The 22,087-nt window shown below is 63.9% G+C and carries 18 protein-coding genes; 8 read left to right on the forward strand and 10 right to left on the reverse strand.

Annotated elements, in window-relative coordinates:
- The first annotated feature begins 516 nt into the window (after positions 1-516).
- From RHPLAN_RS05645 to RHPLAN_RS05655, 3 genes are all read left to right on the forward strand, one after another.
- A complete protein-coding gene (locus RHPLAN_RS05645; protein ID WP_068014623.1) occupies positions 517-2,070 on the forward strand; it encodes a porin in 1,554 nt (517 codons plus the stop codon).
- 130 nt (positions 2,071-2,200) lie between these two features.
- The gene (locus tag RHPLAN_RS05650; protein WP_068014626.1) at positions 2,201-2,458 is read left to right on the forward strand and encodes a DUF3551 domain-containing protein; all 258 of its coding nucleotides are present in this window, start codon (positions 2,201-2,203) and stop codon (positions 2,456-2,458) included.
- A 5-nt stretch (positions 2,459-2,463) separates the two neighbouring features.
- Positions 2,464-3,162, forward strand: a complete 699-nt coding sequence (locus tag RHPLAN_RS05655) for a Crp/Fnr family transcriptional regulator (RefSeq protein ID WP_068014628.1) — start codon at positions 2,464-2,466, stop codon at positions 3,160-3,162.
- 199 nt (positions 3,163-3,361) lie between these two features.
- Here RHPLAN_RS05655 and RHPLAN_RS05660 read toward each other — a convergent pair whose 3' ends face one another.
- Positions 3,362-5,491 (reverse strand): glycosyltransferase family 2 protein, encoded by a 2,130-nt coding sequence (locus RHPLAN_RS05660; RefSeq protein WP_157100078.1) that lies wholly within the window; start codon positions 5,489-5,491, stop codon positions 3,362-3,364.
- Positions 5,492-5,521: 30 nt separating this feature from the next.
- The gene (locus RHPLAN_RS05665; RefSeq protein ID WP_068014632.1) at positions 5,522-6,814 is read right to left on the reverse strand and encodes an HlyD family secretion protein; all 1,293 of its coding nucleotides are present in this window, start codon (positions 6,812-6,814) and stop codon (positions 5,522-5,524) included.
- Positions 6,815-7,245: 431 nt separating this feature from the next.
- Here RHPLAN_RS05665 and RHPLAN_RS05670 point away from each other — a divergent pair, with 431 nt between their 5' ends.
- A complete protein-coding gene (locus tag RHPLAN_RS05670) occupies positions 7,246-7,884 on the forward strand; it encodes a response regulator transcription factor (protein ID WP_068014634.1) in 639 nt (212 codons plus the stop codon).
- Positions 7,885-7,908: 24 nt separating this feature from the next.
- On the opposite strand, the gene RHPLAN_RS05675 is transcribed toward RHPLAN_RS05670, so the two are convergent.
- On the reverse strand, positions 7,909-11,403 hold the full coding sequence (locus RHPLAN_RS05675; protein ID WP_068014636.1) for a PAS domain S-box protein: 3,495 nt from the start codon (positions 11,401-11,403) through the stop codon (positions 7,909-7,911).
- 42 nt (positions 11,404-11,445) lie between these two features.
- Positions 11,446-11,955 carry a response regulator gene (locus RHPLAN_RS05680; protein ID WP_335341055.1) on the reverse strand — a complete coding sequence of 170 codons (510 nt, stop codon included), beginning with the start codon at positions 11,953-11,955 and terminating at the stop codon, positions 11,446-11,448.
- 227 nt (positions 11,956-12,182) lie between these two features.
- On the opposite strand from RHPLAN_RS05680, the gene RHPLAN_RS39020 reads away from it, so the two are divergent.
- The 4 genes from RHPLAN_RS39020 to RHPLAN_RS39025 all read left to right on the forward strand — a co-directional run bounded on the left by RHPLAN_RS39020 (position 12,183) and on the right by RHPLAN_RS39025 (position 14,853).
- The gene (locus RHPLAN_RS39020; protein WP_157100079.1) at positions 12,183-12,344 is read left to right on the forward strand and encodes a hypothetical protein; all 162 of its coding nucleotides are present in this window, start codon (positions 12,183-12,185) and stop codon (positions 12,342-12,344) included.
- Between the two features lie 206 nt (positions 12,345-12,550).
- Positions 12,551-12,853 (forward strand): PilZ domain-containing protein, encoded by a 303-nt coding sequence (locus RHPLAN_RS05685; protein WP_068014640.1) that lies wholly within the window; start codon positions 12,551-12,553, stop codon positions 12,851-12,853.
- A 125-nt stretch (positions 12,854-12,978) separates the two neighbouring features.
- Positions 12,979-14,433 carry a GGDEF domain-containing protein gene (locus RHPLAN_RS05690; protein WP_068014642.1) on the forward strand — a complete coding sequence of 485 codons (1,455 nt, stop codon included), beginning with the start codon at positions 12,979-12,981 and terminating at the stop codon, positions 14,431-14,433.
- Positions 14,434-14,481: 48 nt separating this feature from the next.
- Positions 14,482-14,853, forward strand: a complete 372-nt coding sequence (locus RHPLAN_RS39025; RefSeq protein WP_157100080.1) for a hypothetical protein — start codon at positions 14,482-14,484, stop codon at positions 14,851-14,853.
- Positions 14,854-14,855: 2 nt separating this feature from the next.
- Here RHPLAN_RS39025 and RHPLAN_RS05700 read toward each other — a convergent pair whose 3' ends face one another.
- The 6 genes from RHPLAN_RS05700 to RHPLAN_RS05725 form a co-directional block, all read right to left on the reverse strand.
- Positions 14,856-16,385 (reverse strand): methyl-accepting chemotaxis protein, encoded by a 1,530-nt coding sequence (locus tag RHPLAN_RS05700; RefSeq protein WP_198164732.1) that lies wholly within the window; start codon positions 16,383-16,385, stop codon positions 14,856-14,858.
- Between the two features lie 270 nt (positions 16,386-16,655).
- Entirely contained in the window at positions 16,656-17,621 is a 966-nt protein-coding gene (locus RHPLAN_RS05705) for a Bug family tripartite tricarboxylate transporter substrate binding protein (protein WP_068014648.1), read from the reverse strand.
- Between the two features lie 45 nt (positions 17,622-17,666).
- Positions 17,667-18,665 carry a Bug family tripartite tricarboxylate transporter substrate binding protein gene (locus tag RHPLAN_RS05710; protein ID WP_198164733.1) on the reverse strand — a complete coding sequence of 333 codons (999 nt, stop codon included), beginning with the start codon at positions 18,663-18,665 and terminating at the stop codon, positions 17,667-17,669.
- A gap of 118 nt (positions 18,666-18,783) precedes the next feature.
- The gene (locus RHPLAN_RS05715) at positions 18,784-19,005 is read right to left on the reverse strand and encodes a hypothetical protein (protein ID WP_068014652.1); all 222 of its coding nucleotides are present in this window, start codon (positions 19,003-19,005) and stop codon (positions 18,784-18,786) included.
- A 133-nt stretch (positions 19,006-19,138) separates the two neighbouring features.
- Positions 19,139-21,265 (reverse strand): hypothetical protein, encoded by a 2,127-nt coding sequence (locus RHPLAN_RS05720; RefSeq protein ID WP_068014654.1) that lies wholly within the window; start codon positions 21,263-21,265, stop codon positions 19,139-19,141.
- Entirely contained in the window at positions 21,265-22,086 is an 822-nt protein-coding gene (locus RHPLAN_RS05725; protein WP_084244383.1) for a nucleotidyltransferase family protein, read from the reverse strand. Before RHPLAN_RS05725 ends, RHPLAN_RS05720 begins: the two co-directional genes overlap by 1 nt.
- Position 22,087 lies beyond the last annotated feature (1 nt).

The raw sequence follows: 22,087 nt of genomic DNA on the forward strand, positions 1-22,087 counted from the left end.
ATCGTCAATCGATCGGCGTAGATCGATGTTACGTTGAGTGCTTCATGTTTCCACACGAAGCGCTTTGCACGCGACACACAATGAATTCATGAAGTTTCGGGAATTTTTCGCCCGCACCAGTTTTTCCCAGAGCGAATCGATGCAATGTTCTGGACGTGTTCAGGTGTTTGATGGCCCGATTGTTCGGGCAGGATTGCAAACAAAGATGGAATTTTTCGGCGATATCCTCTGGGCTTAACACCGCGTGATCGGCTGCCGCACAAAAGCTTTGTTGTTCGCAAGCTGTTTCAAAACGCTAGCGCCACCGAAAAATTTATTCCCGTTTCGACTTCACATCTGACGCAGAACATCGTCAGCGCGCACGCGTGTCTGAACGAATCCTCGTGATTCGAAATCGCTCTCGCAAGCCTTCAGGTTCGCTTCGCGGACGGGACGCATATCCCGAAACGAGGGCGAGCGGAGACGGCGCTTCCGGAAATCCGGGTGCTGCTCCTCAGAAACTCCTGGAGGATCGAAATGAACCACGTGAAAAGCGCATTGGTTGCGGGTGCAGCCAGTATCGCCGTCGTGACGACGGCGCCGGCGGCCGATCTACCGGTCAAGGCCAAGCCGATCGAATACGTCAAGGTGTGCTCGCTCTATGGCGCGGGCTACTACTACATCCCCGGCACCGACATCTGCATGAAGGTCGGCGGCTATCTGCGCGCCGAGGTCGACATGAACGCCGCCGGCACATTGACGCCTGCGGTCGGTCCGGGCTCGACCAACAACCGCGACAACGTCAACAACCGCGAATCGCAATCCTTCGTCCAGCGCGCGCGCTTCCTGTGGTCGTTCGATACGCGCCAGCAGACCGAATACGGTCTGCTCCGCTCGTACGCCCGCACCGGCATCCAATGGAGCACGGGCGACAGCGTCAACTCCGGCAGCAACGCGGTCGCCTATATCGACCGGGCTTTCCTTCAGTTCGGTGGCCTGACCGCCGGCCGCGCGGTGTCGTTCTTCGACGTCTACAGCTTCAGCCTTCACTCCTTTCAGACCAACATCATCGGCAGCGATTCCGGCGGCACCGGCATCAACCTGCTGGCCTACACGGCCGATCTCGGCAACGGCCTGTCGGCGACCCTGTCGGCCGAAGAGCACGACTCTCGCAGCAAGCCGGTCGTCAACACCATCGGCACGGCGGGCTTCCTCAATCTCAACAACAATGCCGGCGGCGCACCGGGCAATCTCGGCACCGGAACGTTCTCGTCGCAGGCCGGACAGACGCTGCCCAATCTCGTCGGCGCCGTCAGGCTCGACCAGCCCTGGGGCCTCGTGCAGGGTTCGGTCGCGCTGGCCAAGGTGTCGTCGGCCTACTACTCGACCGGCACGGCGGCGGCTGCCGGCGGCGGCGCGCTGGCGATCGGCGGCGGTGCCGGCGGCCTCGAGAGGCTCGGACATCCCGACGACAAGCTCGGCTATGCGGCGGGCTTCGGCACGGTGCTGAATCTGCCGACCGCCAAGGGCGACACCTTCGGGGCGCAGTTCACCTATTCGAAGGGCGCTTCGGCTTACGCCGGCCAGGGCCAAGGCACGTTCAACATCCGCCGCGGCAACGAGCTCGGCATCGGTTTCGTGACGGACGCCGTCTACGGCGGCGTCGGCAGCCCGCTTTCGCTGACCGATGCGTGGAGCGTGACCGCGGGCGTCGAGCATTACTGGAATCCGAAATGGCGCACGTCGCTCTATGGCGGCTACGAACGAGTCTCCTACAACGACGCGGCGACATCGGCGCTTTGTTCGGGCCTTGCGACCGGCGGCGCCGGCTCGGCGGCGACCGGGGGAGGTTTCACGCCGACCAACTGCTCGCCTGACTTCAGCTTCTGGCAGGTCGGTTCGCGCACGGTGTGGTCGCCGGTGTCGAGCCTCGATATCGGTCTCGACATTCTCTACAACCACGTCAACACGGCCTTTGCCGGCGCGGCGGCGGTATCGGCGAACGGCTCCGTTCCCTCCGGATTGTTCACCGTCGCGAGCCAGGGCGTCCTCTCCGGCGCGCTCCGCATTCAACGAAACTTCGTGCCTTGAGCGGCTGGCTCCTCCGTCGCCAGCCGAACGGTCCCCCTCAGCACGAAGTGGAAGGCCCGGGGGAAAGCAACGCCACAGCTTTCCCCCGGTGACCTCCAACCCTCAGAAAACCAGCACAAAGGAATCCCTGATGCACAAACTCATCGTCCTCGGACTGTCGGTCTGGGCTGTCGCCGCGAGCGCGGGACAAAGCCAGGCCTACGACGACGCTCCGTGGTGCGCCCGCTCGTGGGGCGGCAGCGACTATTTCGAGAACTGCAACATGCAAAGCTTTGCGATGTGTCTCGCCGAGATCCGCGGAACCGGCGGCAGCGCGGTCTGCTCGCCCAATCCGCTGCAGCGCCAGGCTGCTCCGGTGCGGCACCAGACGCACTCCGGCAGAGGATAGATCGGATGGCACGTCAGATCGAAACGCTGGCCAGAATCGGACTGTTTCGTTCGTTGATTCAGCCGGTGATCCAGAAGCTGGACACGCAGTGCATCTGGCGGCGTGTGCCGGCCAAGGAATGGATCATCGATTACCACGACGAAAGCAACGACGTGTTCTTCGTGGTCAGCGGCGCCGCGCGGGTCAAGATCCAGGCGCTGTCGGGCCGCGAGGCGCTGCTGCGCGAGATCAATGCCGGCGAGTATTTCGGCGAGCTCGCGGCGATCGATGGGCAGCCTCGCTCGTCGGGCATCGTGGCGGTCACCGACGTGACCGTGGCGCAGATGCCCGCGGCGGTGTTTCGCGAAGTGCTGCACGAGCATCCGGACATCTGCGACCAGGTGATGACCCTGATGGCGCAGCAGATCCGAAATTTGGTCACGCGCGTCCATGAGTTCACGAGTCTCGACGCGAAATACCGGATCTATGCAGAGCTGCTCCGGCTTTCCAAACCGGTCGCCGGACACCCGGATCGCGCGCTGGTGTCGCCGCCTCCGGCGCACACCGAACTCGCGGCCCGTGTCAGCATCCGGCGCGAAGCCGTGGCCCGCGAGATCAAGGCGCTGGAGCGGGCCGGGATCATCGGGCGGCGCCCAGGGGCGCTGGTGCTCGTCGATACCAGCCGGCTGCGCCAGATGATCGCGGAGGCGTCGGAAGCCGACTGATGCGGAGGCGCTCGAGTCTGATTCATCGAGGTAGAATCGACTCGCTCCGCTTGCGCTCCTCACCTCTCCCATGGGGAGAGGTCGGATCGCGATAGCGATCCGGGTGAGGGGGTACGGTCTATCGATAGAGTGAGGCCCCCTCACCCCGACCCTCTCCCCGCTGGGGAGAGGGGGCCGACCTCCGATGCGGCCGATGGCCCTACGCGGCCTCGCGTCGGCTGCTCGCGACTTCGGCGAGCCGCCGGTCCTGGAATTGCGGCTCGATCACGAGGCTGCGCGCCGGCAGCTTCACCACGGGCTTCTCGGCTGGCGCCGGCGCGGCGGCTTCGGCCGCGTTTGTGTGATCGGTCCGGGTCGTCACGATGCTCGCGAACAGCGCGCGCGTGGATGACCAGGCCGATGCCTCGACCTCCACGGTGTCGAGACCCGCGGTGAACAGCTTGCGAATGAGCAGGTCGCGTTCCAGCGATGGCGGAAGGTCGAACTGCACCGCCACCGCCTGCTGCGAACTGCGCACGACGGCGCCGGCAACGAACCCAACCTCCTTGACGAAGACCCGAACGGCATCACCGGCACGCACGGACAGGCGGCTGGCGGCGCCGGTGCGGATGCCGACGCCGGAGATCGAAAGATCGATGCTTTCGCATTCGGCGATCATGCCGGCCGGGCTGACGATCCAGATCGGCTCGCGGATTTCGATGCGCTCCTCGCCGCGCCGCATCGGTGCCTGCAGCGCCACCATGCACACCAGGAACAGCACGACCATGTTGATCGCCGACCAGAAGGCGACGACCGGCAGTACGTCCACGTCGTCCACGACGCGCCATTCCGGCGCCATGTTGGCGAGGATGCCGAGAAACGTCGCGGCCATCAGACCCGCGGCGACCCAGAAGATGCCGCGCGAATAATCCGACTTCTGGCTGGCGCCGCCCTTCGGCGTCACCTTGAACGGGTGACCAAACGGCTTGATCAGGGTGGCCAGTACGACCGGCAGCACCCGGAAGCTCAGCAGCGTGCCCTGCACCAGCGAAACCAAAGGCAGATGCTGGCTTGGCGCGAACACCCACATGCCGCCAGCCGTCGCCAGGATCAGCGGCAGATAATAATGCACGACATCCGGCGCGCTGACATCGAAGACGGGGGAGATGCCGGCCCACAGGAACACCAGCGGCGCCATCAGCGCAACGAAGGTGCGCAGGCCTAACGTCAGCCAATGGCTCGGCAGGAACAGCAGCCGCTGCATCAAGGTGAGCCCGGGGCCGAACGGACCCTTCGACAGAAAGAAGATCTGGATGGCGCCGCGCGCCCAGCGCTCGCGCTGCACGAAGAACGCCTCGACCGATTCCGGGGCCAGCCCATACGCCAGGTGCTCGCTGAGGTAGCGGGTGACATAGCCTTTGCGCAGCAGTGTCATGCTGAGCAGCATGTCTTCGGTGATCGAGTCGGTCGGCAGGCCGCCGCCGACCTCCTGCAGAGCGCTTCGCCGCGTCACCGAGTTCGAGCCGCAGCAGAACGCCGCGTCCCACGCGTCGCGGCATGGCATGATCACGTCGAAGAAGAACCGCTGCTCGTCGGGCAGCGACTTGCGCAGCGCGAGGTTCGCCTGCATCGGATCGGGATTGTAGAAGGCGTGCGGCACCTGGACGATGCCGATCTTGGGATCGGCGAAGAAGCCCACGGTCCGCATCAGGAAATTGCGCTGCGGCACGAAGTCGGCGTCGAAGATCGCGACGAACTCGCTGTCGGTCTTGGTCAGCGCGTGGTTGATGTTGCCGGCCTTGGCGTGGGCGTTGTCCGGCCGGTTGAGATAGCCGACGCCCTTGCTTTCGCAGAAATCCTTCAGCCATTCGCGGCGGCCGTCGTCCAGCACCCAGACCTTGGCGTTGGGATAGTCGAGACAGAGCGCGCCGGTGATGGTTTTTTCGAGCACCTCGACCGGCTCGTTGTAGGTCGGAATGAAAATATCGACGCTCGGGAGCTGCTCCGGAGGCAGCGCGCGCAGCCGCGCCTCGTGCCGGTCGGCCGCCGCGCTGTGGTTCGTCGTGCGCAGGAACGAGATGTAGAGAATGAGCTGGTCGAAGATCGCGAGGACTTCGACGATGAAGCAGAACCACAGCCACGCGATCTCGTACCAGGCGCCGTCCGCCGGCAGCACCGTGACGGTGAGCCGCCATTGCAGGTACCAGGCGACGACGCCCCAGACGAGGCAGAACAGCGCCCGGCGCGTCCAGGGGTTCTCGATCGGCATGCTGTTGCGCAGGAAGTAGATCGCGCCCAGCACAAAGGCGGTCGGCGCCAGCAATTCGAGAAGCGTCATCGAAGACGGCACGTCGGTTGTCCTTGTCGCGTCGCTGGCCGCTTATTTCGCGGCGACCGCCTGGTGGTGATCGTCGGGCCGGTCGTAGCCGACCAGCCGACTCAGAGCCTGAGTCATGCTCGCGACGAATGCGAAGGGCGAGCGCTGGAAGCGCACCTCGGCAAGCCGGCCGATGTTGCAGAAGCTGTTGTGGTTGGCTGCATCGTCGGGCAGACCGATCTCGACCGTGATGCTGTTGGCGTCCGGCCGTTTCACCTGCGCGGCGAGCAAGCGGTCGTCGGTGCGCGCCGCAGAGCCGCGAACCTGCCGGATGCGGCCCTCCGTCCACTCGTCGCTGCCGACGAGACGCACGTAGGCCGGTGCGCCGGTGCGGAAGCGCTCGAAATCGCGCTCCGGAAGCTCGACAGTCACGAAGCGATCCTGGCATCCGGCGAGATCGAACACGGTCTGTCCCTCCGCCACGGCCGAGCCGGGGCTTGCCGCCACCGACCAGACCACGTGCCGGCCCGGCAGCGAGATGTCGGAACGGCTGAGCCGCGCCAGGCGGCTGCGCTCCTGGGCGAGCTCGGCCGCGATCTGCGCCGACTGCGCGGATTCCTCCAGCGCGCGGACCTCGAGATCCTGACGGCGCAGCATCAGCCGGTCGTGCTGCTGCTGCGAGTACGGCGCATCGTTGATGCCGTCGCGCAGGAACACGCCGTCCTGCGCGGATTTCAGCTCGACCTCGAGCCGCTTCACCTTGGAATCGCCGACCTCGCAGCGCGCCGAGGTGGCTTCCAGCGTGGCCGATGCCTCCGCGCTCTTGATGGCCGTGACGGTTCCGCTCTTCACCAACTGCTCAAGCCGGCCGCTGACGTCGCGCCGCAGCGCAAGCTCCGCAGTGCAGCCGGCCTTTTCGGCGCGCGCCTCGTCGAGCTCGTAGTTCAGCCGCGTGATCACGCCGTTGCGATGGATGGCGGTGCGAGCCATCAACTCCTTGTCGGCGGTCTCGATCTCGGAAAGCTGCTGGCGCGCGAGGTCGGCCCGTTCCTTGGTGACGGCTTGCTGGCTCTCGAGGTGGACCAGATGCCGCTGGTCGGGCGCCCGCGCTTCGATGAGCGGCAGGGCCATCGGCTGGTCGAGGAAATCGCCTTTGCGCGGAAGATCAACGGTCAACTGGCCGGCGATCGGCGCGGCCACGCGCACCAGTTCGGCGTTGACGAAGGCCGAGCTCGCGATGCGATAGTTGAGATAGGGAAGAAACGCCCAGGCGCTGGTGGCGATCAGTCCACCGGCCAAGACGAGCCGGACGGAGCGGCGGCGGACAAGCTGCTGAAGGCGGTCGGGGCTGGACATTGGCGGCCTCTCATGTCGACGCGGGCGCAAATCTCGGTTGCCTTGCCGTCGATGATGTTAGCGATCGGCCGTATATGAACTGGGATCAGTTCGACGCGCTGTACGTACAATTCCGATGAATGAAAGAGATGGTTGCCCAATTGCTAACGATTCATCGGGCTTTTGACTGGTCCGACACCTCGGCTCGGATTTGCCCCCGCTGTCTGTGAATTGAGCAGGCCGCATGCCGGTCTGAATTTTTGCCGACATTGCCGGCTCCGGTTGGGGCTTCCGGACGAAAAAAGGGTATGGCTTTCAACCTGTTCGATGTGCAACGATTTGCTTCTGTTGAGAGCTGCCGCATCCCGCAAGGGGATGGTTGTGCCACCGCTGAAGCGGCGGTAATCGACAGTCCGGGGGGAACAGAGGAGCGGGCTGAGGAGGCCAACGGAATGCAAGCTTCAGGCCCGTCGGGAGAGATTTTCATCGTCGATGACGACCCGGCCGTGCGTGAAACCTTGTCCCTGCTGTTTTCAAACGCCGGCTACAACGTCGTCCGCTTCGCCGAAGGCGCCGCGTTTCTGAAGGTTGCCAAAGAGCGCAACCCGACCTGCATCATTCTAGACGTCCACATCCCGGGCAAGACCGGCATCGACATCCTCAAGGAATTGAACGCCCAGGATTATCCGGCGCCGATCTTCATCATGTCGGGCCAGGGCGACATCGCCATGGCGGTCGACGCCATCAAGAACGGCGCGCTGGACTTCATCGAGAAGCCGTTTCGCGGCAGCGAGGTGGTCACGCGGGTTCGCGAAGCGGTCGAGGCCAACGCCCGGCAAAAGAGCGCCGTTGCCGTCAACGGCGCCAAGAGGGCATTCAACTTCCCGGGCCGCGAGCCGCTGACGAGCCGCGAGCAGGACGTTCTGGATTGCATCGTGAAAGGCGAGTCGAACAAGGAGGCGGCGCGGCGGCTCGGCATCAGCCCGCGCACCATCGAGGTGCACCGCTCGCGCATCATGGAAAAGCTCGAAGCCAAGAATGCCGCTGATCTGATCCGCATCGTCATGAGCGAAGGCCGGGCGCATCCCTGAGGCGTGTCCGGCTTCGGATGGGCCTCAGGCGCGCTCCGGCACGGCCTTCCGGATCATGCGGGCCAGATCGGCCTTGCGATACGGCTTGGCCAGCAGCAGCACGCCGGGGTCGAGCCGGCCGTGATGCACGATGGCATTCTCGCTGTATCCCGACGTGTACAGGATCCCGATGTTCGGTCGCAGCAGTTTGACCTGATCGGCGAGCTGGCGGCCGTTCATGCCCGGCATGATCACGTCGGTGAACAGCACGTCGATGTTTTTGCCGGTCTTGATCACTTCCAGAGCCTCGGCCGCATTGGTCGCAGTCGTCACGTCGTAGCCGAGGCTCAGAAGCTGCGTCACGACGTAGGAGAGCACGAGCGCATCGTCCTCGACCACGAGGATCGCCTCCGAGCCGCCCTGGACATCCGGAGCGGCCGACGTGTCGCGCGCCTCCGCCTTGCCGAGCGAGGGCGGCAGATAGAGCTTGATCGTCGTGCCCTGGCCTTCCTCGCTGTAGATCTTGATGTGCCCGCCGGTCTGCTTGACGAAGCCATAGACCATGCTCAGCCCAAGCCCGGTGCCCCGGCCCACCGCCTTGGTGGTGAAGAACGGCTCGAACACCTTCTCCTGGATGTTTTTCGGAATGCCCGCGCCGGTGTCGCTCACGGCGAGCATCACGTATCGGCCGGGCTTCACCTCCCGGTTTTCTTTTGCATAGGATTCGTCGAGGAACGCCGGGCTGGTTTCGATCAGCAGCCGGCCGCCATGGGGCATGGCGTCGCGCGAGTTCAGCGAAAGATTGAGCAGCGCGGTCGTGAGCTGGCTCGGATCGACCAGTGCCGGCGGCAGGCCATCCTTCAGCAGAGCCTCGACTTCGATGTGCTCGCCGAGCGTCGGCTTCAACAGCTTCACGGTGTCGACGACCAGGTCGTTGAGATCGACCTCGCGCGGCTGCAGCGGTTGCCGCCGGGCGAAGGCCAGCAGGCGCTGGGTGAGGTCGGCGCCGCGGCCGGCCGCTTCGTCGATCATCTTGGCGATCGCCGCAAGGCTCGGCTTGTCGGCGACCGCGTCGGCGAGAATCTCGATCGTGCCGGTGATGACGGTGAGGATGTTGTTGAAGTCGTGCGCGACGCCGCCGGTGAGTTCGCCCACGGCTTCCATCTTCTGGGCCTGGCGAAGCTGCCGTTCCGTCTCCTTGATCTGCGTGATGTCGTGATAAACCACGACGCCGCCGGTGATGCGGCCGTTCCGATCGCGGATCGGTCCGCCGTTGGTGACCACGTTGTGGATTTTATCGGCGGTTTTGTGATGAATGACGATCTCGAAGTTCGAGAGCGTTTCGCCGCGCACCGCCCGCATCAGCGGCCGCCCGTTGATCGGAACGAGCTCGTTGCTGTCCGGCAGCCGCACTTCGTTCGGCACCGACCACTCCGCGGGCGTCTGCCCGGTGATGATGCTCATCAGCTTCTCGGCTGCCGGATTCGAATAGATGACGGAGCCCTTGTCGTCCGCAACGAGCACGGCGTCGGTCATGCTGCCGATCGTGTTGCTCAGGATGTCGACGAGCTTCTGACGCTCCTCCATCTCGTGCTTGAGGTCTTCGGCAGCGCGCTTCCGCGACGTAATGTCGTGGGCGACCGCTGCGGCGCCGATGATCTCGCCGGATGGAGATCTGACCGGAGAAACCGACAGCGAGACGTCGATCTGTCTGCCATCCTTTGCGATCCGCACCGTTTCAAAATGCTCGAATTGTGCACCGTCGCCGAGTTGCACAAGCATCTTGCGATGATCGTCACGACGGTCTTCCGGTACGATCATTCCGATGTTCTTGCCGATGGCCTCTGCTGCCGCGTAGCCGAACAATGCCTCCGCGGAGTGATTCCAGCCCGTGATGGTGCCGGCGAGTGTGTTGGTGATAATGGCGTCCTGGGAGGACTCGACGGCGGCGATGTATTGCTGCTCACGTTCGGCGTAATCGCGAAGCTTCGTCTCCGCGACCTTGCGTGCCGTCACGTCACGGCCGATGAAATAGTGCTGTTGATCCTCCTCAGACCAGACCCCGGTCCACTCCAGCGGGACCACGTGGCGGTCTTTGCGGACATAGCGGCATTCGAAGTTTCGCATCACCCGGCCGCGCCGGGCGGCGCGCATCTCTGTGCGGGTGATGTCGATATCGTCCGGGTAAACGAGTTCGACGGCATTGCGCCCGACCAGTTCATCCGGCTGATAGCCGAGAATCGCGAAGCTGCTCGGGCTGACCTGGACGAACGTGCCCTTGCGATCGACCACAAGAATGAGATCCAACGATCGGTCGAAGATCCGCTGGCGCTGCGCAACCTCACGGCTGAGTGCCGCGGTTTTCTCCCTGGCATCCGTGGCCATGCGGTTGAAAGCGTTGGCAAGCACGCCGATTTCGCCGCTGGCGCCGACTGGCAAAGCAAGCGGCTGGCCCGTTGAGAAGCCGTTGACCGCTCGGGTCATCTGCACGACGGGCTTGGCGAGCGAACGCGCGAGGAAGGCTGCGAACAGCGCCGCGGCCAGCACAGCGATGGCGCCTGCGACGAAGACCGACTGCCGCAGGCTTGCGGCGGGCGCCAGAATGACCGAGCGCGGTGTCGTCTCGATCACCGCCACGCGTGGGCCTCCGGCCGGACGGGCGTAGATCAGCGCCGCCGCTCCCGATTCGCCGCCGACATTTTCTATGGGCATCGATATGCCGCTATCGGGGATCGAGGCTTTGGCGAGGTCGGGAAAATCATCCTGCCAGCGCGCGCGTTTTCCGAATTCGAAAGCGAAGCCTTTTCCAGCATCAGGGGTCAATAGATAGTCCCCCTGTTCATTAACCAGATAGACTTGGCCACCTGGGCGGATCAGGCTCTGCAGCCGGTCGAAAATCGGCCGCATGTCCAGATTGATGACGACGATCCCGAACGGCGCTCCGTCCGGCTTGTGGATGGGTGTCGCCACCCTCATCGTGGGCACATGCGGAACCGCGATGGCATCGCGGTCGCGAAGAAGATCGATCGGCGAGACGTAGATTTTTCCCGGAGGCAGTGCGATCGCGGCCTTGAAGAACTCCCGGTCGGCTCTGGATTGCAACTCTGAACCATGGGCGACATGGGGCGTGCGGTTCGGCCCGGACCGGTCGACCCGCACGATTTCCGCTCCAGAGGCATCGATGATGCGGAACTGATTGAACGAACTTTTCGATTCCAACTCGGCGCGGTAGCGTGCCGCCATTCGCTCGTGCCACTTCTCCTCCGTCGTTGCGTCGAGAGGGTCCATCCCGCCTGCCATATGGGCGCGAACGATGCCTTCCAGCGCCACCGCAGAGCGGAACCCCAGGATGTCGTCGCGGGCGCCGCGGGCGTAACCCTCGAGCTCGGAGGCGAGCAGCCGGGCATGACCGTCGATGCGCTCCAAGGCCCGCGGCCAGGTCGCCGTCTCGAGATTGCGGTAACTCAGGAAGCTGACCGCGCCGACCGTCAGCAGGACGAGCGAGATCATGGCGATGGCGAGACGGAGCGAAAGACGCATTACTCAGCCTCGCCACATCGTGCGCTGTGAGCCATTCTGCGATCAGCCTCCGCCGGCAAGACAGCGGTCGACGGCTTCCACCAAGGTGGCCGGCCTGAAGGGCTTGCGAAGGCTTTCGACGGCACCGAGCTTCGTTCCAAACGACAGGTAGTCGGGCGTGCTGGTCTGATCGGCCGTGGCGCCGGACATGACGATGATTGGAAGCTCTGGCTTCGATCCGCGCAAGACCCGAACGGTCTCGAGCCCGTCCATTTCCGGCATGAAAATGTCGATGAGAAGCAGATCGAACCGGTCCGCTTCGAGAAGCTTCAGGCCGCTGCGGCCGTTTTGCGCCGTGACGACCTGGTGCCCGGCGCGCTCGAGAATCGCGCTGACGGTTGCGCACACGGCGCCATCATCGTCGATCGCAAGGACACGGGCCATTCTGGAACCATACGGGTTCGATTGAATCACCTTAGCGTACAACTTAGCAAAGTTCTTTGCGATTTCAGCGGGACTTGGCCTGTGGACGGCGGCAAGCGACCCGGTTTTGGTTATCGGCTGCTTAATCACGCAGGGGCCGGCTTGAACCGGTCTCGGCAGTTCTTCGCGCCCATAACCAAAAAAGCAGTCTCGCCCATAGGGCATGCCGTCAACGCAGCGACGCCTCCGATGTTTCAGCGTCTGCCTGGCCTGACGAAGACGCAGGAGCTCGCAGAGGCCGCTGGATATTCGATGAGCCCACATCGTGCGTAGTTGTACGGATATTCGCGCGACACACGCGATGCTACGAAAACATAATGGTTTACAGCAGCCGCGACTTTCAGTTTTACGCACATTGGTGCGCCCGCCTCGCAGATCAATGCAAGGATCCGGCGATCGCAACCGATCTGCGCACGATCAGCCGAGAGCTGATCATGAAAGCGCAGGATGAAGCCCGTTTGAAAAATAACGCTGCCTGAAGAAGCGCGTTTGTTGACTCGACTTGAGGCCCTGCTTCCGGGGGGGAGCAGGGCCTTTCTTTACGGGGAAAAGCCCGACAACTTGAATCGATCTCCCCGACAGTTCCGTGCAACTACGGATGGACCCGTTAGCTCCAAAGTAACGACCGCAGCCCGATTCTTCCGGCAACAATAGAACGGAAGTCGGCAGGGAAAGTCAGGGTGCCATGGCACGGGATCAGCGTCACTCGCGTCGCACACGCCTGGACCGGCGCTGCTGGGTGGACACGGGCGGCAACCGGCCCCGTCATGAATGCCTGATCGAGAACGTTTCAGAGACAGGCGCGCGGATCACGCTGCCGGCTGGAGCCACACTGCCCGAGACGGTCGATCTGCATCTGACCGGCGTCGTTGCTGTGATTCGTAAATCCGAGGTTGTCTGGCAAACCGCGACCGAAGCCGGACTTCACTTCCTCGATCGGCCACGGATGCCGGGATCGCCACGCCTCGTGCCGCAAGTCACCGTCTGACCGTTATGACAACGACGACGGACACAGCCCCGGTATCCGGAAAGAAGCGCAGGGATTGGCGGGCCTTTCGGCCGAGGCCAACGCCGTCGCGAGTCTGGTTCGTCACGGCTGCAGGCCTTGCGGTCATGCTGGCCTTCTTCGTTGTCATCGGCCGAGACTTTTATCGCAGCACGCTGGAATTCACCGAACAGCAGGCTCGGAACATCGCCACGCTGGCCGAGCAGGGGATCGCGCGCGACATCGAACTCTATCATCTGTCGCTGCAAGCGGTGCTCGACGGCATCGCCGATCCCGACGTGATGGCGCAGCCGCCGCGGCTGCGCCAGATCACATTGTTCGATCGTTCGACCACGGCGCAGGGCCTCGGTGCGCTGGTTGTGCTCGACGCCGACGGCTCGATTGTTCTCGATTCGCTTAGCTTTCCGGTGCGCCGGGGCAATTTCGTGGATCGCGAATATTTCCAGATGCACCGCGACGCCGGACGCGACATCGGGCTCTACATCAGCAGGCCATTCAAGGCGCGGCTGCAAGGCAGCATCTGGAGCCTGTCGCTGAGCCGGCGGGTGACGCGCCCCGACGGCAGCTTCGGCGGCATCGTTTCGGGAACCGTCAAGCTCGACTACATCCGCCAGCGTTTCGAGACCGTGCATCTCGGCACGGAGGGCGTCATCACGCTGTTCCGCGACGATGGCATCGTCCTGGCGCGCAATCTCGGTGGCGACGACCTGATTGGCCGGGACTTGAGCAGCGCACCGCTGTTTCAGCACAGCAAGGACGGCCCCGGCGGCTCGTTCTGGGCTACCGCCCAGTCGGACGGCATCTCCCGCTTCTACGCCTTCAGAAGGGTCGCCAATCTCCCCCTGATGGTCACGGTTGGCCTTTCCGAGACCGAAGTGTTCACCGCGTGGTGGACCAAGATCAAGATGCTGTCGATCGTCTATGTCGTAATGGCCGGCAGTATTCTTGCGCTCGTCGCGCTGTTCGTTTCCGAACTGCGGCGTAGAGAAACCGCCGAAGCCGCCCAAGCCGCTCTGGCGCGCCAGGACAACCTGACTGGCCTCGCCAACCGGCGCGGCTTCAACGAGACGCTCGAGCGTGAATGGCAGCGTGCCATACGCGAGCGCAAGCCGCTGTCGCTGGTGATGATCGACATCGATAATTTCAAACGCTTCAACGATAGCCTCGGCCACCTGGAGGGCGACCGGGTGCTCGCGGCCGTGGCTGCCGCGATGCGCCGTGCCGTCCAGCGCCCCGCTGATCTCGCTGCGCGTTATGGCGGCGAAGAACTGGCTGTCCTCTTGCCTGACACCGACGCCAAGGGTGCGCGTCGCATCGCCGAAACGGTGCTGATGAACGTGCGGCGGCTCGATGAGCCGCATCCGTCGAGCGAGTACGGCATCGTCACGGTCAGTGTCGGCGTCGCGACCACATTGCCGGCGCTAGGCGCCGAATCAGCTTCGCTCATCACATTGGCGGATGCGGCGCTCTATGACGCCAAGCAATCCGGCCGCAACCAGATTCGCGAGAGCAACGTCTCGGCGCCCGATTTTGGCCGCCAGGTGGTGCGGATCGGCGCTTGATTGCCGACATCCGAGTCTGGCTTTCCTCACAAGGCAAGACGTCACGCGATGGCGTCTGCTCCTCAAGCAGAGCCCGACGTTGCGCGCAGCGTTGCACGGCGGCCACATGCCAAAATCATCGGTGTGTCTGCCGCCGCCGCCGCTGGATTCGCGCGTCATCGCGTTGCTAGTCTGCCATGGGGTGGGTGGGCCATGTACGCGTTGGACACGGCGGATTTGATTCCGCTGATCGGCAAAACTGTTCGCATCCGAAATGGGAAGCAGACCTTCGTCGGTCTGCTCGTCGGCCCCAGTCAGAAAAAGTTCACGCGCGACAACGGGTGGCTCTATTACGGCTTCACCCTGGAGGGCGAAGGCTTCGAGATGGAGTTCGCCTGGTGGGACTGGTTTGTCGAAGCGATCGAAGAGCCGGCCTGGTAGCCCTAAGCCCTCCGCACACGGCGCGTAAAATCAAGAGCGTCTCGGCTGAGCGTCGCGGCCTGTTGATTGAGATCCGCTGCCGCAGCAAGCACCTGCTCGGCACCCCGGCCGGTTTGTCCGACGCGGCTGCTCACGTCGGCGATGTTCTCGAGCACACGGCGGGTGCGTTCCGCGGTGGCATCGATGCTTTCTGCAATCTGGCGCGCGGCCTGGTCCTGCTGCTGAACCGAATAGGAAATCGCGCCGGAGATGCTCTCGACTTGCTCCATGACTTGGGAAACCGCCTGATTGGCAGCCTTGACGGTTTCGATCACCTGACAAATGGATTGGGTTTTGGATCTGATTTCCGCAAGTGCCTTGGTAGACTGTGCGGCCAGCGCCTTGACCTCTTGCGCAACCACCACGAAACCGCGTCCGGCATCGCCGGCCCGAGCGGCCTCGATCGTGGCGTTCAGCGCCAGCAGGTTCGTCTGGCTGGCGATGTTGGTGATCATGCCGGCGAATTCGTCGATGTCTCGGACGCTCTGCGCCAGCTCCGCGGTGTTCTGTAGAGCGCTGTCTGTCCGGCGCATCGCTTCGGCAATGACATCGGATGCCCGGCGCGCTTGATCGCTGACCTCTCCGATCGAGGCGGACAGTTCTTCCACGGCGGTCGCGACGCCGGTGGCGCTCTCCGAGGTGTCGCCGGCTGCCGACGCCGCCATTTTGGCGTGCTGCAGCGATTCGTCGGACACCTCATTCATGCTTCGGGCAAAGGTTTCGAGCTCGGTCGCCGAATGCTCTACAGCCGTGGCGATCGACAAGATGCCGGACTCGAACGTCGCTGCGACCGCTTCGAGCGCGGCTGCCTTGTCCTTCTCGGCCTGTTCGCGCTCGCTGACGCGTTTCTTCTCGGCCTCGCGCAGGGCGAGAGCGTTGTCGCGAAACACCTCGACGGCGCGGGCCATGGCGCCGATTTCGCCGGAGCGGCCAGCTCCTTGGATGGGCAGGTCGATCTGGCCAGCCGCCATCCGCGTCATGGTGAAGGCCATCCGTTGCAGCGGGCGTGCCACGAAGAATTGACTCAGAAGAAAAGCGATGACGAGTGACGTGGCTGTCCCCACCGTCGCGATACCGATGGTCATGCGGTAGATGAAGGCGCCGCGCTCGACCGTCTCGGCCTCGGCTGCCTGGGCCTGACCGCCCAGGATATTGATGAGCCGGTTCACTTGAGCGCCGACGTCGTCGCGGGCCACGTCGAATGTGAGATCGACGATGCGCTGTGCCTCCGGCCGGTTGCCGGACTTCAGATGACCGATCATTTCGGTCGCAAGCGCGTGGGCCTTTTCAAGTCGCGCCAGGATATTCCCAACGTCCTCGGCTGCCGCCGGATAGGAGGCTGTCACATTGTTCAAGGAATTCTTCGCGGCGCTGTATTCATCGTTGATGAACGATGCGGATTCGCGGAAGACGTCTGGATCGATTGTTGCGTAGCTTTTGTAAGTGGCGACGGCAAACGACTCGACTGCGGTCTTGCCCTGGGCGAGCGCCAATCGGGCTGGCGCAATGTGCTGGGTCAGATTTTCGTTGAGCTCGCTCAGCTCGTTGAGGCGCTGCAGGCAGAACCAATTGGTGGCAATAAACATCAATCCCAACGCTGCAATCAGGATTACAGCTTTGACGGCGGTGGACATGCGTGCCGGTCGGGGACTTTGTAAATGGATCGATCTTTTGAATATTTCAGTTTCGTTGTTGCATCGTTAATGCTGCTGTCGCGGCAATGAAATGACAGCATCCGTGTCACAGCTTCTACTTGGCCTGTTCTATTTGGCCAGACCGATCACGGTCAGCGCCTTGGCCCATTGAACGGTTTCGTCGCGCAGCATGGCGGAGTACTCGCCTGGCGAATTGGCCACGGCGATGGAGCCGATTTCGGCCATTCGCTTCCGATGCGTTTCGTCCTTGGACATTTCGCTCATGACACGGGCGAGCTTGTCGAGGATCGCCGGCGGCGTGCCGGCCGGCGCGAACAGGCCGTTCCAGGACTCGACCGGATAGTCGACGAGGCCAAGCTCCATCAGGGTCGGGATTTCCGGCGTTTGCGGATTGCGTTTGGCGGTGGTGATCGCGAGCGGACGCACCGACCCGGCCGCCATCTGCGCCATCGCGTCCGACATGTTCGAGAAGGCGAGTTGCACCTCGCCCGACACGACCGCGGCCGTCGCCAGCGCACCGCCGCGATAGGGCACGGCGGTGAAGTTCGATCCGGTCTTGACCCGGAAAATCTCGGCGGCGAACTGCATCAGCCCGCCGGCACCCACCGTGCCGTAGCTCAAGCCGCCTGGTCGGTGCTTGCTGAGCGCCGCGACCTCCGCGGCGGTTTTTGCGTCGAGCGCCGGGTTGACGACCAGGATCAACGGATTGGTGTTGATCAGGCTGACGGGCGCGAGGTCCTTCAGGGGATCGTAAGGCAGCTTTTCGGTTGCCGGCGAAACCGTGATTGGGCCGATGCCGCAGACGCAGAGCGTGTAACCGTCCGGCGGCGACTTCGCGACCACGTCGGTGCCGTTGATGCCGCCGGCGCCGGCGCGGTTCTCGACCACGACGCCGACGTTGAGCATTTTCTGCATGTAGGCGGCGGTGAGCCGCCCGACCACGTCGGTGTTGCCGCCTGCAGCGAATGGCACGATGAGCTTGATGGCCCGGTTGGGATAGCTCTCCTGAGCCGTGGAAATCTGCGTTGCCGCCAATGACAGAAGCACCGCTGCGCCAAGAATAGCCAACCGCATCCCAGCCCCCGAATTTGTGATCGTCCGGCGCTCGATCCTAAGGGCTCACAGCGCCTTCATGCCAGCAGCTTGGATCACCGGCACGAGACGCTTGCGTTCGGTCTCAAGGAACGCCTGCGCGGCCGCGGCGGATGCGTCCTGCCGTGTTTCCAGGCCGGCCGCCTCGAGTGCGCGAATGAACGCGGGGTCCTTCACGGCTTCGGCCGTCGCATTCGAGATCTGCAGCACGATCGGTTGCGGCGTTCCGGCGGGCGCGAACACGCCGGCCGAAAGCTGCACCACCATGCCGGGCAGGCTTTCCACGGCCGCCGGAATGTCCGGCGCGGCCTTCAGGCGGGTCGGTCCGCACACCGCAAGGAGGCGCACCTTGCCGGCGCGGTGCGATTCCAGCACCTGGCCGGTGACGTTCGGCGTCGCGAACGGCGTGGTGCCGGCAAGCAGATCCGCGAAAGCCGGGCCCGCGCCGCGGTACGGGATGTGGGTGATGCCCGGCGCCTTGATGGTCTGCTTGAACAGCTCGCCCGCAAGGTTGCCGACGGTGCCGGGGCCGGCCGATCCGTAGGACAGCTTGTCGGCGTTCGCCTGCGCGTACTTGATGAACTCGGCGAGGTCTTTCACCGGCACGCTGGGATGCACGACGATGCCGGGCGTCGAGGTGGCGATGATGGAGATGGCCGCGAAGCTCGTGACCGGATCGTAGGGCGGCGAGGCCATCAGCGAGGGTGTGATGATCTGTGAGCTGGTGTCGCCGAACAGCAGCGTGTAGCCGTCCGGCGTTGCGCGCGCGACGTTGCTGGCGCCGAGCGTGCCGCCACCGCCGCCCTGGTTCTCGATGACCACGGAACCGAGCACGGACTTCATCCGCTCGCCCCAGTGACGGGCCATGACGTCGACCACGCCACCCGGCGCATAGGGCACAATGACGCGGATCGGCCGGTCGGGATATTTCGACTGCGCCAAGGCGGGCCAAAAAGGCATGGAGGAGGGCAAGGCCGCAGCCACCATGGTTGCGCCCATTGCCTTCATGCAGTCACGCCGATTCATGCCCATCCTCCCGAACCATTGTTTTTGAAGCCATAAGCTTGGCCCCAGGTTCGCATGCGGCGGAACCCGGGGGTAGCCCCTGAGCCTCAATTGGGATGGTTCGTGGCGTCGCGGACGATCAGGCGGCGTTCGGGAAGCGCTCGCGCAGCAGCTCTCTCAAAGCCGCCTTACCGGCTTTCGTCGCATCGGACATGGTGGCGAAATGCTGCCGTGACTGGTCGATGGCCTTGGTCTTGCCGGCCGCCCAGATCTCCCACCGCCAGGGCGTTTCCGAGTGCTCGCGGCGCCTCACGGCGAGGTGATAGTCGCGGGGTTCCAGTTCGATATGATCGTCTGACATAGCCGAAACGCGCTGCTCCGCGCAGGTTCAAGTGTTCGTATTGGGGAAGCCGCGCCGATGGCACGCAACGAAGATATAGGCGGATTTGTGTAGTTCTCAAGCCTTAAGCAGCGGTTGACGCAGATCAATCGGATCAGGGTGAATGGGGAGGCCTGAAGACCTGGGCCCAGAACAGGGGGCGCCGGTAGCTCAGCACGACCGATCGCGCGCCCTGCGGAACCTCGAGCAGCATGTGGATGAGGTTTGCCGAACGGACCGGGACCTTTTCGCCCGTGTCGGTGACGGCGCTCCACCACGGCAGCCAGGTCTGGTTGACCAGGACAGGACCGCCGACACCCCCGGTTGCAATCTCGATCGTCGACCCGCTTCGTTTGGCGCTGAGAGGAGCGACACCGCTCAATTCGGATCGCGTCTGCGGCTCGCCTGAATGAACGATCGCCTGCCCCTGCAGGGCCTGAGTCTCCAGCGCGCTAAAGAGCGCCGTGTCGTCGGCCGTCTCAGGCAGGACGGTAACCGCGGTGGCGCGCCATGCGACGGGCAGCGGGGCTGCCAGCTTGTAGACGAACACCGGCTGCGGAGCAGCGAGAAGAAAGCGCAACGTGTGCGTGGACTCCTGCTCGGCGGGCCCGGAGACCTGCGTGAGCTCGGCCGATTGGAGCTTCCGGTAGCTCAGCAGATAGCCGACGCCGGCCAGACGAAGCAGCTTGAGATCGGCGAGCCGGTCGATGTCGAGCGGCTGACAGCATTGGATGAAGTCGCTGTTCAACCCGAAGCCGAGCATCTCGCGGGTGGGCAGGTTCGCGCCGCGCATGACGCCTGTGGACCAAAACCGGTGGATGTTGCGATCCATCAAGGTCGCCGCGCCATCGAAGGTCGACAGGCCGTAGTTCACCATCGCGTTGGGGTCGAGCTGCGTCGGCAAGCTGACCACCCGGGCCGCCGGATCGGTGCGCCAATCCGTTTGCTTGAGATTGGGGATCTCGGTGAGCGATGCGAATGTGCCGCGTGTCAGGGTCTGCAGCCCGGAATGAACCTTGACGCTGAAAAGCATTCCGGCAGCGATCCCCAAGGCGAGCGATGTTGCCCATCGCGTCACGCGCCACTCGTGATTCCGGCCGACAAAGGCGGCCACGCCCGCAGCGCCGGCCAAGAGACCCATGCTGAACGCGCCGTATTGGAGATACCATCGATAGGTCGCGAGGAACGGCAGTCCGAGAGCGGACCAGGGCATGGCCTGCAGCGGGACGGTGGCCACCGCGAGAGCCAAGGCGGTTCCGGCCGCGACGGCGACGCGCCAGGATCGGACGGCGATGCTCGCGATCAGCGCAAAGATCAGCGGCAAGCCGAACGGCCATCCCGCATAGTTGAAGCTCAGCACCGGTCGCAGCATGTAGTCGAGCTGCGCGACAAGGTTTGCGATCAGGTCCGGCGCCTGCTCCGGTCCACCCGATGCGCGCTCGGACCACGGCAGAAACTGGAAAAAGGCGAACAGAGTCTCGGCATAGTTGGCGAGCCACAGCACGGTCAGGACAAGCAGTCCGCCAACGGCCAACACCGCGGACTGAGGCCCGATCCACAGCCAGAGGCAGACGACGCAGGCCCAGAGCAGCGGCAACCAGTAGATCGGATCGGTGGTGCCGATGTAGAACGCGCCAAGGACGCCGAGCCCCAGCCACCCGCGCACATCGTTGCGGAACGCGAACAGCGCGAACAGCAGAAGCGGCAGTCCGGCGATCGAAAAGCCGTAGAGAAACGTCAGGCCCACTGTGAACTCGTAGGCGGTCGCATAGAGCATGCCGAAGGCAAGCGCCACGCCGCGCGGACAGCGAAGGAGCCGGTGCGCGAAAAGATAGATCCCGGCGATGCCGGACAGGGTGACGGTGACGCGGCTGACCACCGTCACGGCCCAGAGCGGCAGAACCTGGAGCAGCAGCAATCGGATCGAGAAGAATTCGCCGCCGATCCGGCCGAAGGCGTATCGGTCGGCTCCGCCCGCAAGCTCCGGCAGGAACGGCGCGTTGCCTTGCTTTGCCAGCCAGCCGAAATACGCGATGAACAGCCGGTCGCCGTCGCCCCATTCGAGCCGCGACAATGGTCCGGGGAAGATGCCTTCAGCCTGCACCAGAGCGACCCAGACCAGCGAGAGCACCACGACCTGGGTGCCGCTCAAGGTCCACCTTCGGCCGGCCAGCAGGTAACACAGCGCCGCGCCCGCGATGGCGGCGACCCAGGGTCCGAATGTTTCGACGATGGACAGCATCAGCCCGATGCGGTCCCTTTGAACAGCTCCTGCTGCGCCTGGCTCAATCGGACGTTCAGATCGAGCGCTCCCGCCGAGCGCGGATCGTCCAGCCGCTGCGCATTGGCGATTTCCACATCCTTCGGGGTGTCGATGGCGAACCAGTAGCCCTCGATGGGGTGATGACGCGCTTGTCCTTGGGTGATGAGCTTGCCGTAAAGCTCGGATTCGAAATTCTTGGTGCTTGCAAGGTCGACAGCGTCGAGCGCGTTTGGCCGCAGCAAAGCGATACCGGAGTTGACGTACGCGCGATGGAGCGCGCCGGTCCCGTTGGGATCGAGGACCTGAAAGCTCCGGACCAGCGAGTCTCGGGTGAAATCGATCACCTTGTCGCCATCCATGACCAGCAATCCGAATTGCGACACCACAGGGCACGACATCAGCGTGACGGCCATGCCGCTCGCCTCGTGCTCCGACATGACGTTCGCGACCGGGAAATCGAAAAGCGTGTCGCCGTTGATCAGCAGGAAGCTCGTTTGCGGCAGCAGATGCCGGACGCGCTGCAGGCGCAAACCCACTTCGGTGCTCTCACCGGTCGGGATGGCGTCGATCCGAACATCCCACTCCGTGAGATTGCGGTCGATGAATCCCTGGATCTGATCGCCGCGGTATCCGAGCGGCAGAATGAAATGCCGGAAACCCTCGAGATAGAGCCGGGCCACGATGTACCAGAGGATCGGACGGCCGCGCACCTCGATCAGTGCTTTCGGCAACTGGTCGCCCAACGAGCCAAGCCGCTGGCCCCGGCCTCCGCAAAGTATGACGGCCGTATGCTCCCGCATG

Source organism: Rhodoplanes sp. Z2-YC6860, from assembly GCF_001579845.1.
Classification (GTDB): domain Bacteria; phylum Pseudomonadota; class Alphaproteobacteria; order Rhizobiales; family Xanthobacteraceae; genus Z2-YC6860.

Coding starts and splice junctions, on each gene's coding strand:
- RHPLAN_RS05710 (WP_198164733.1), bottom strand. CDS start 18,665: ATGAATCGGCGTGACTGCATGAAGGCAATGGGCGCAACCATGGTGGCT.
- RHPLAN_RS05650 (WP_068014626.1), top strand. CDS start 2,201: ATGCACAAACTCATCGTCCTCGGACTGTCGGTCTGGGCTGTCGCCGCG.
- RHPLAN_RS05715 (WP_068014652.1), bottom strand. CDS start 19,005: ATGTCAGACGATCATATCGAACTGGAACCCCGCGACTATCACCTCGCC.
- RHPLAN_RS05725 (WP_084244383.1), bottom strand. CDS start 22,086: ATGCGGGAGCATACGGCCGTCATACTTTGCGGAGGCCGGGGCCAGCGG.
- RHPLAN_RS05690 (WP_068014642.1), top strand. CDS start 12,979: ATGCTGGCCTTCTTCGTTGTCATCGGCCGAGACTTTTATCGCAGCACG.
- RHPLAN_RS05685 (WP_068014640.1), top strand. CDS start 12,551: ATGGCACGGGATCAGCGTCACTCGCGTCGCACACGCCTGGACCGGCGC.
- RHPLAN_RS39025 (WP_157100080.1), top strand. CDS start 14,482: ATGGCGTCTGCTCCTCAAGCAGAGCCCGACGTTGCGCGCAGCGTTGCA.
- RHPLAN_RS05670 (WP_068014634.1), top strand. CDS start 7,246: ATGCAAGCTTCAGGCCCGTCGGGAGAGATTTTCATCGTCGATGACGAC.
- RHPLAN_RS05645 (WP_068014623.1), top strand. CDS start 517: ATGAACCACGTGAAAAGCGCATTGGTTGCGGGTGCAGCCAGTATCGCC.
- RHPLAN_RS39020 (WP_157100079.1), top strand. CDS start 12,183: ATGGTTTACAGCAGCCGCGACTTTCAGTTTTACGCACATTGGTGCGCC.
- RHPLAN_RS05720 (WP_068014654.1), bottom strand. CDS start 21,265: ATGCTGTCCATCGTCGAAACATTCGGACCCTGGGTCGCCGCCATCGCG.
- RHPLAN_RS05675 (WP_068014636.1), bottom strand. CDS start 11,403: ATGCGTCTTTCGCTCCGTCTCGCCATCGCCATGATCTCGCTCGTCCTG.
- RHPLAN_RS05655 (WP_068014628.1), top strand. CDS start 2,464: ATGGCACGTCAGATCGAAACGCTGGCCAGAATCGGACTGTTTCGTTCG.
- RHPLAN_RS05665 (WP_068014632.1), bottom strand. CDS start 6,814: ATGTCCAGCCCCGACCGCCTTCAGCAGCTTGTCCGCCGCCGCTCCGTC.
- RHPLAN_RS05705 (WP_068014648.1), bottom strand. CDS start 17,621: ATGCGGTTGGCTATTCTTGGCGCAGCGGTGCTTCTGTCATTGGCGGCA.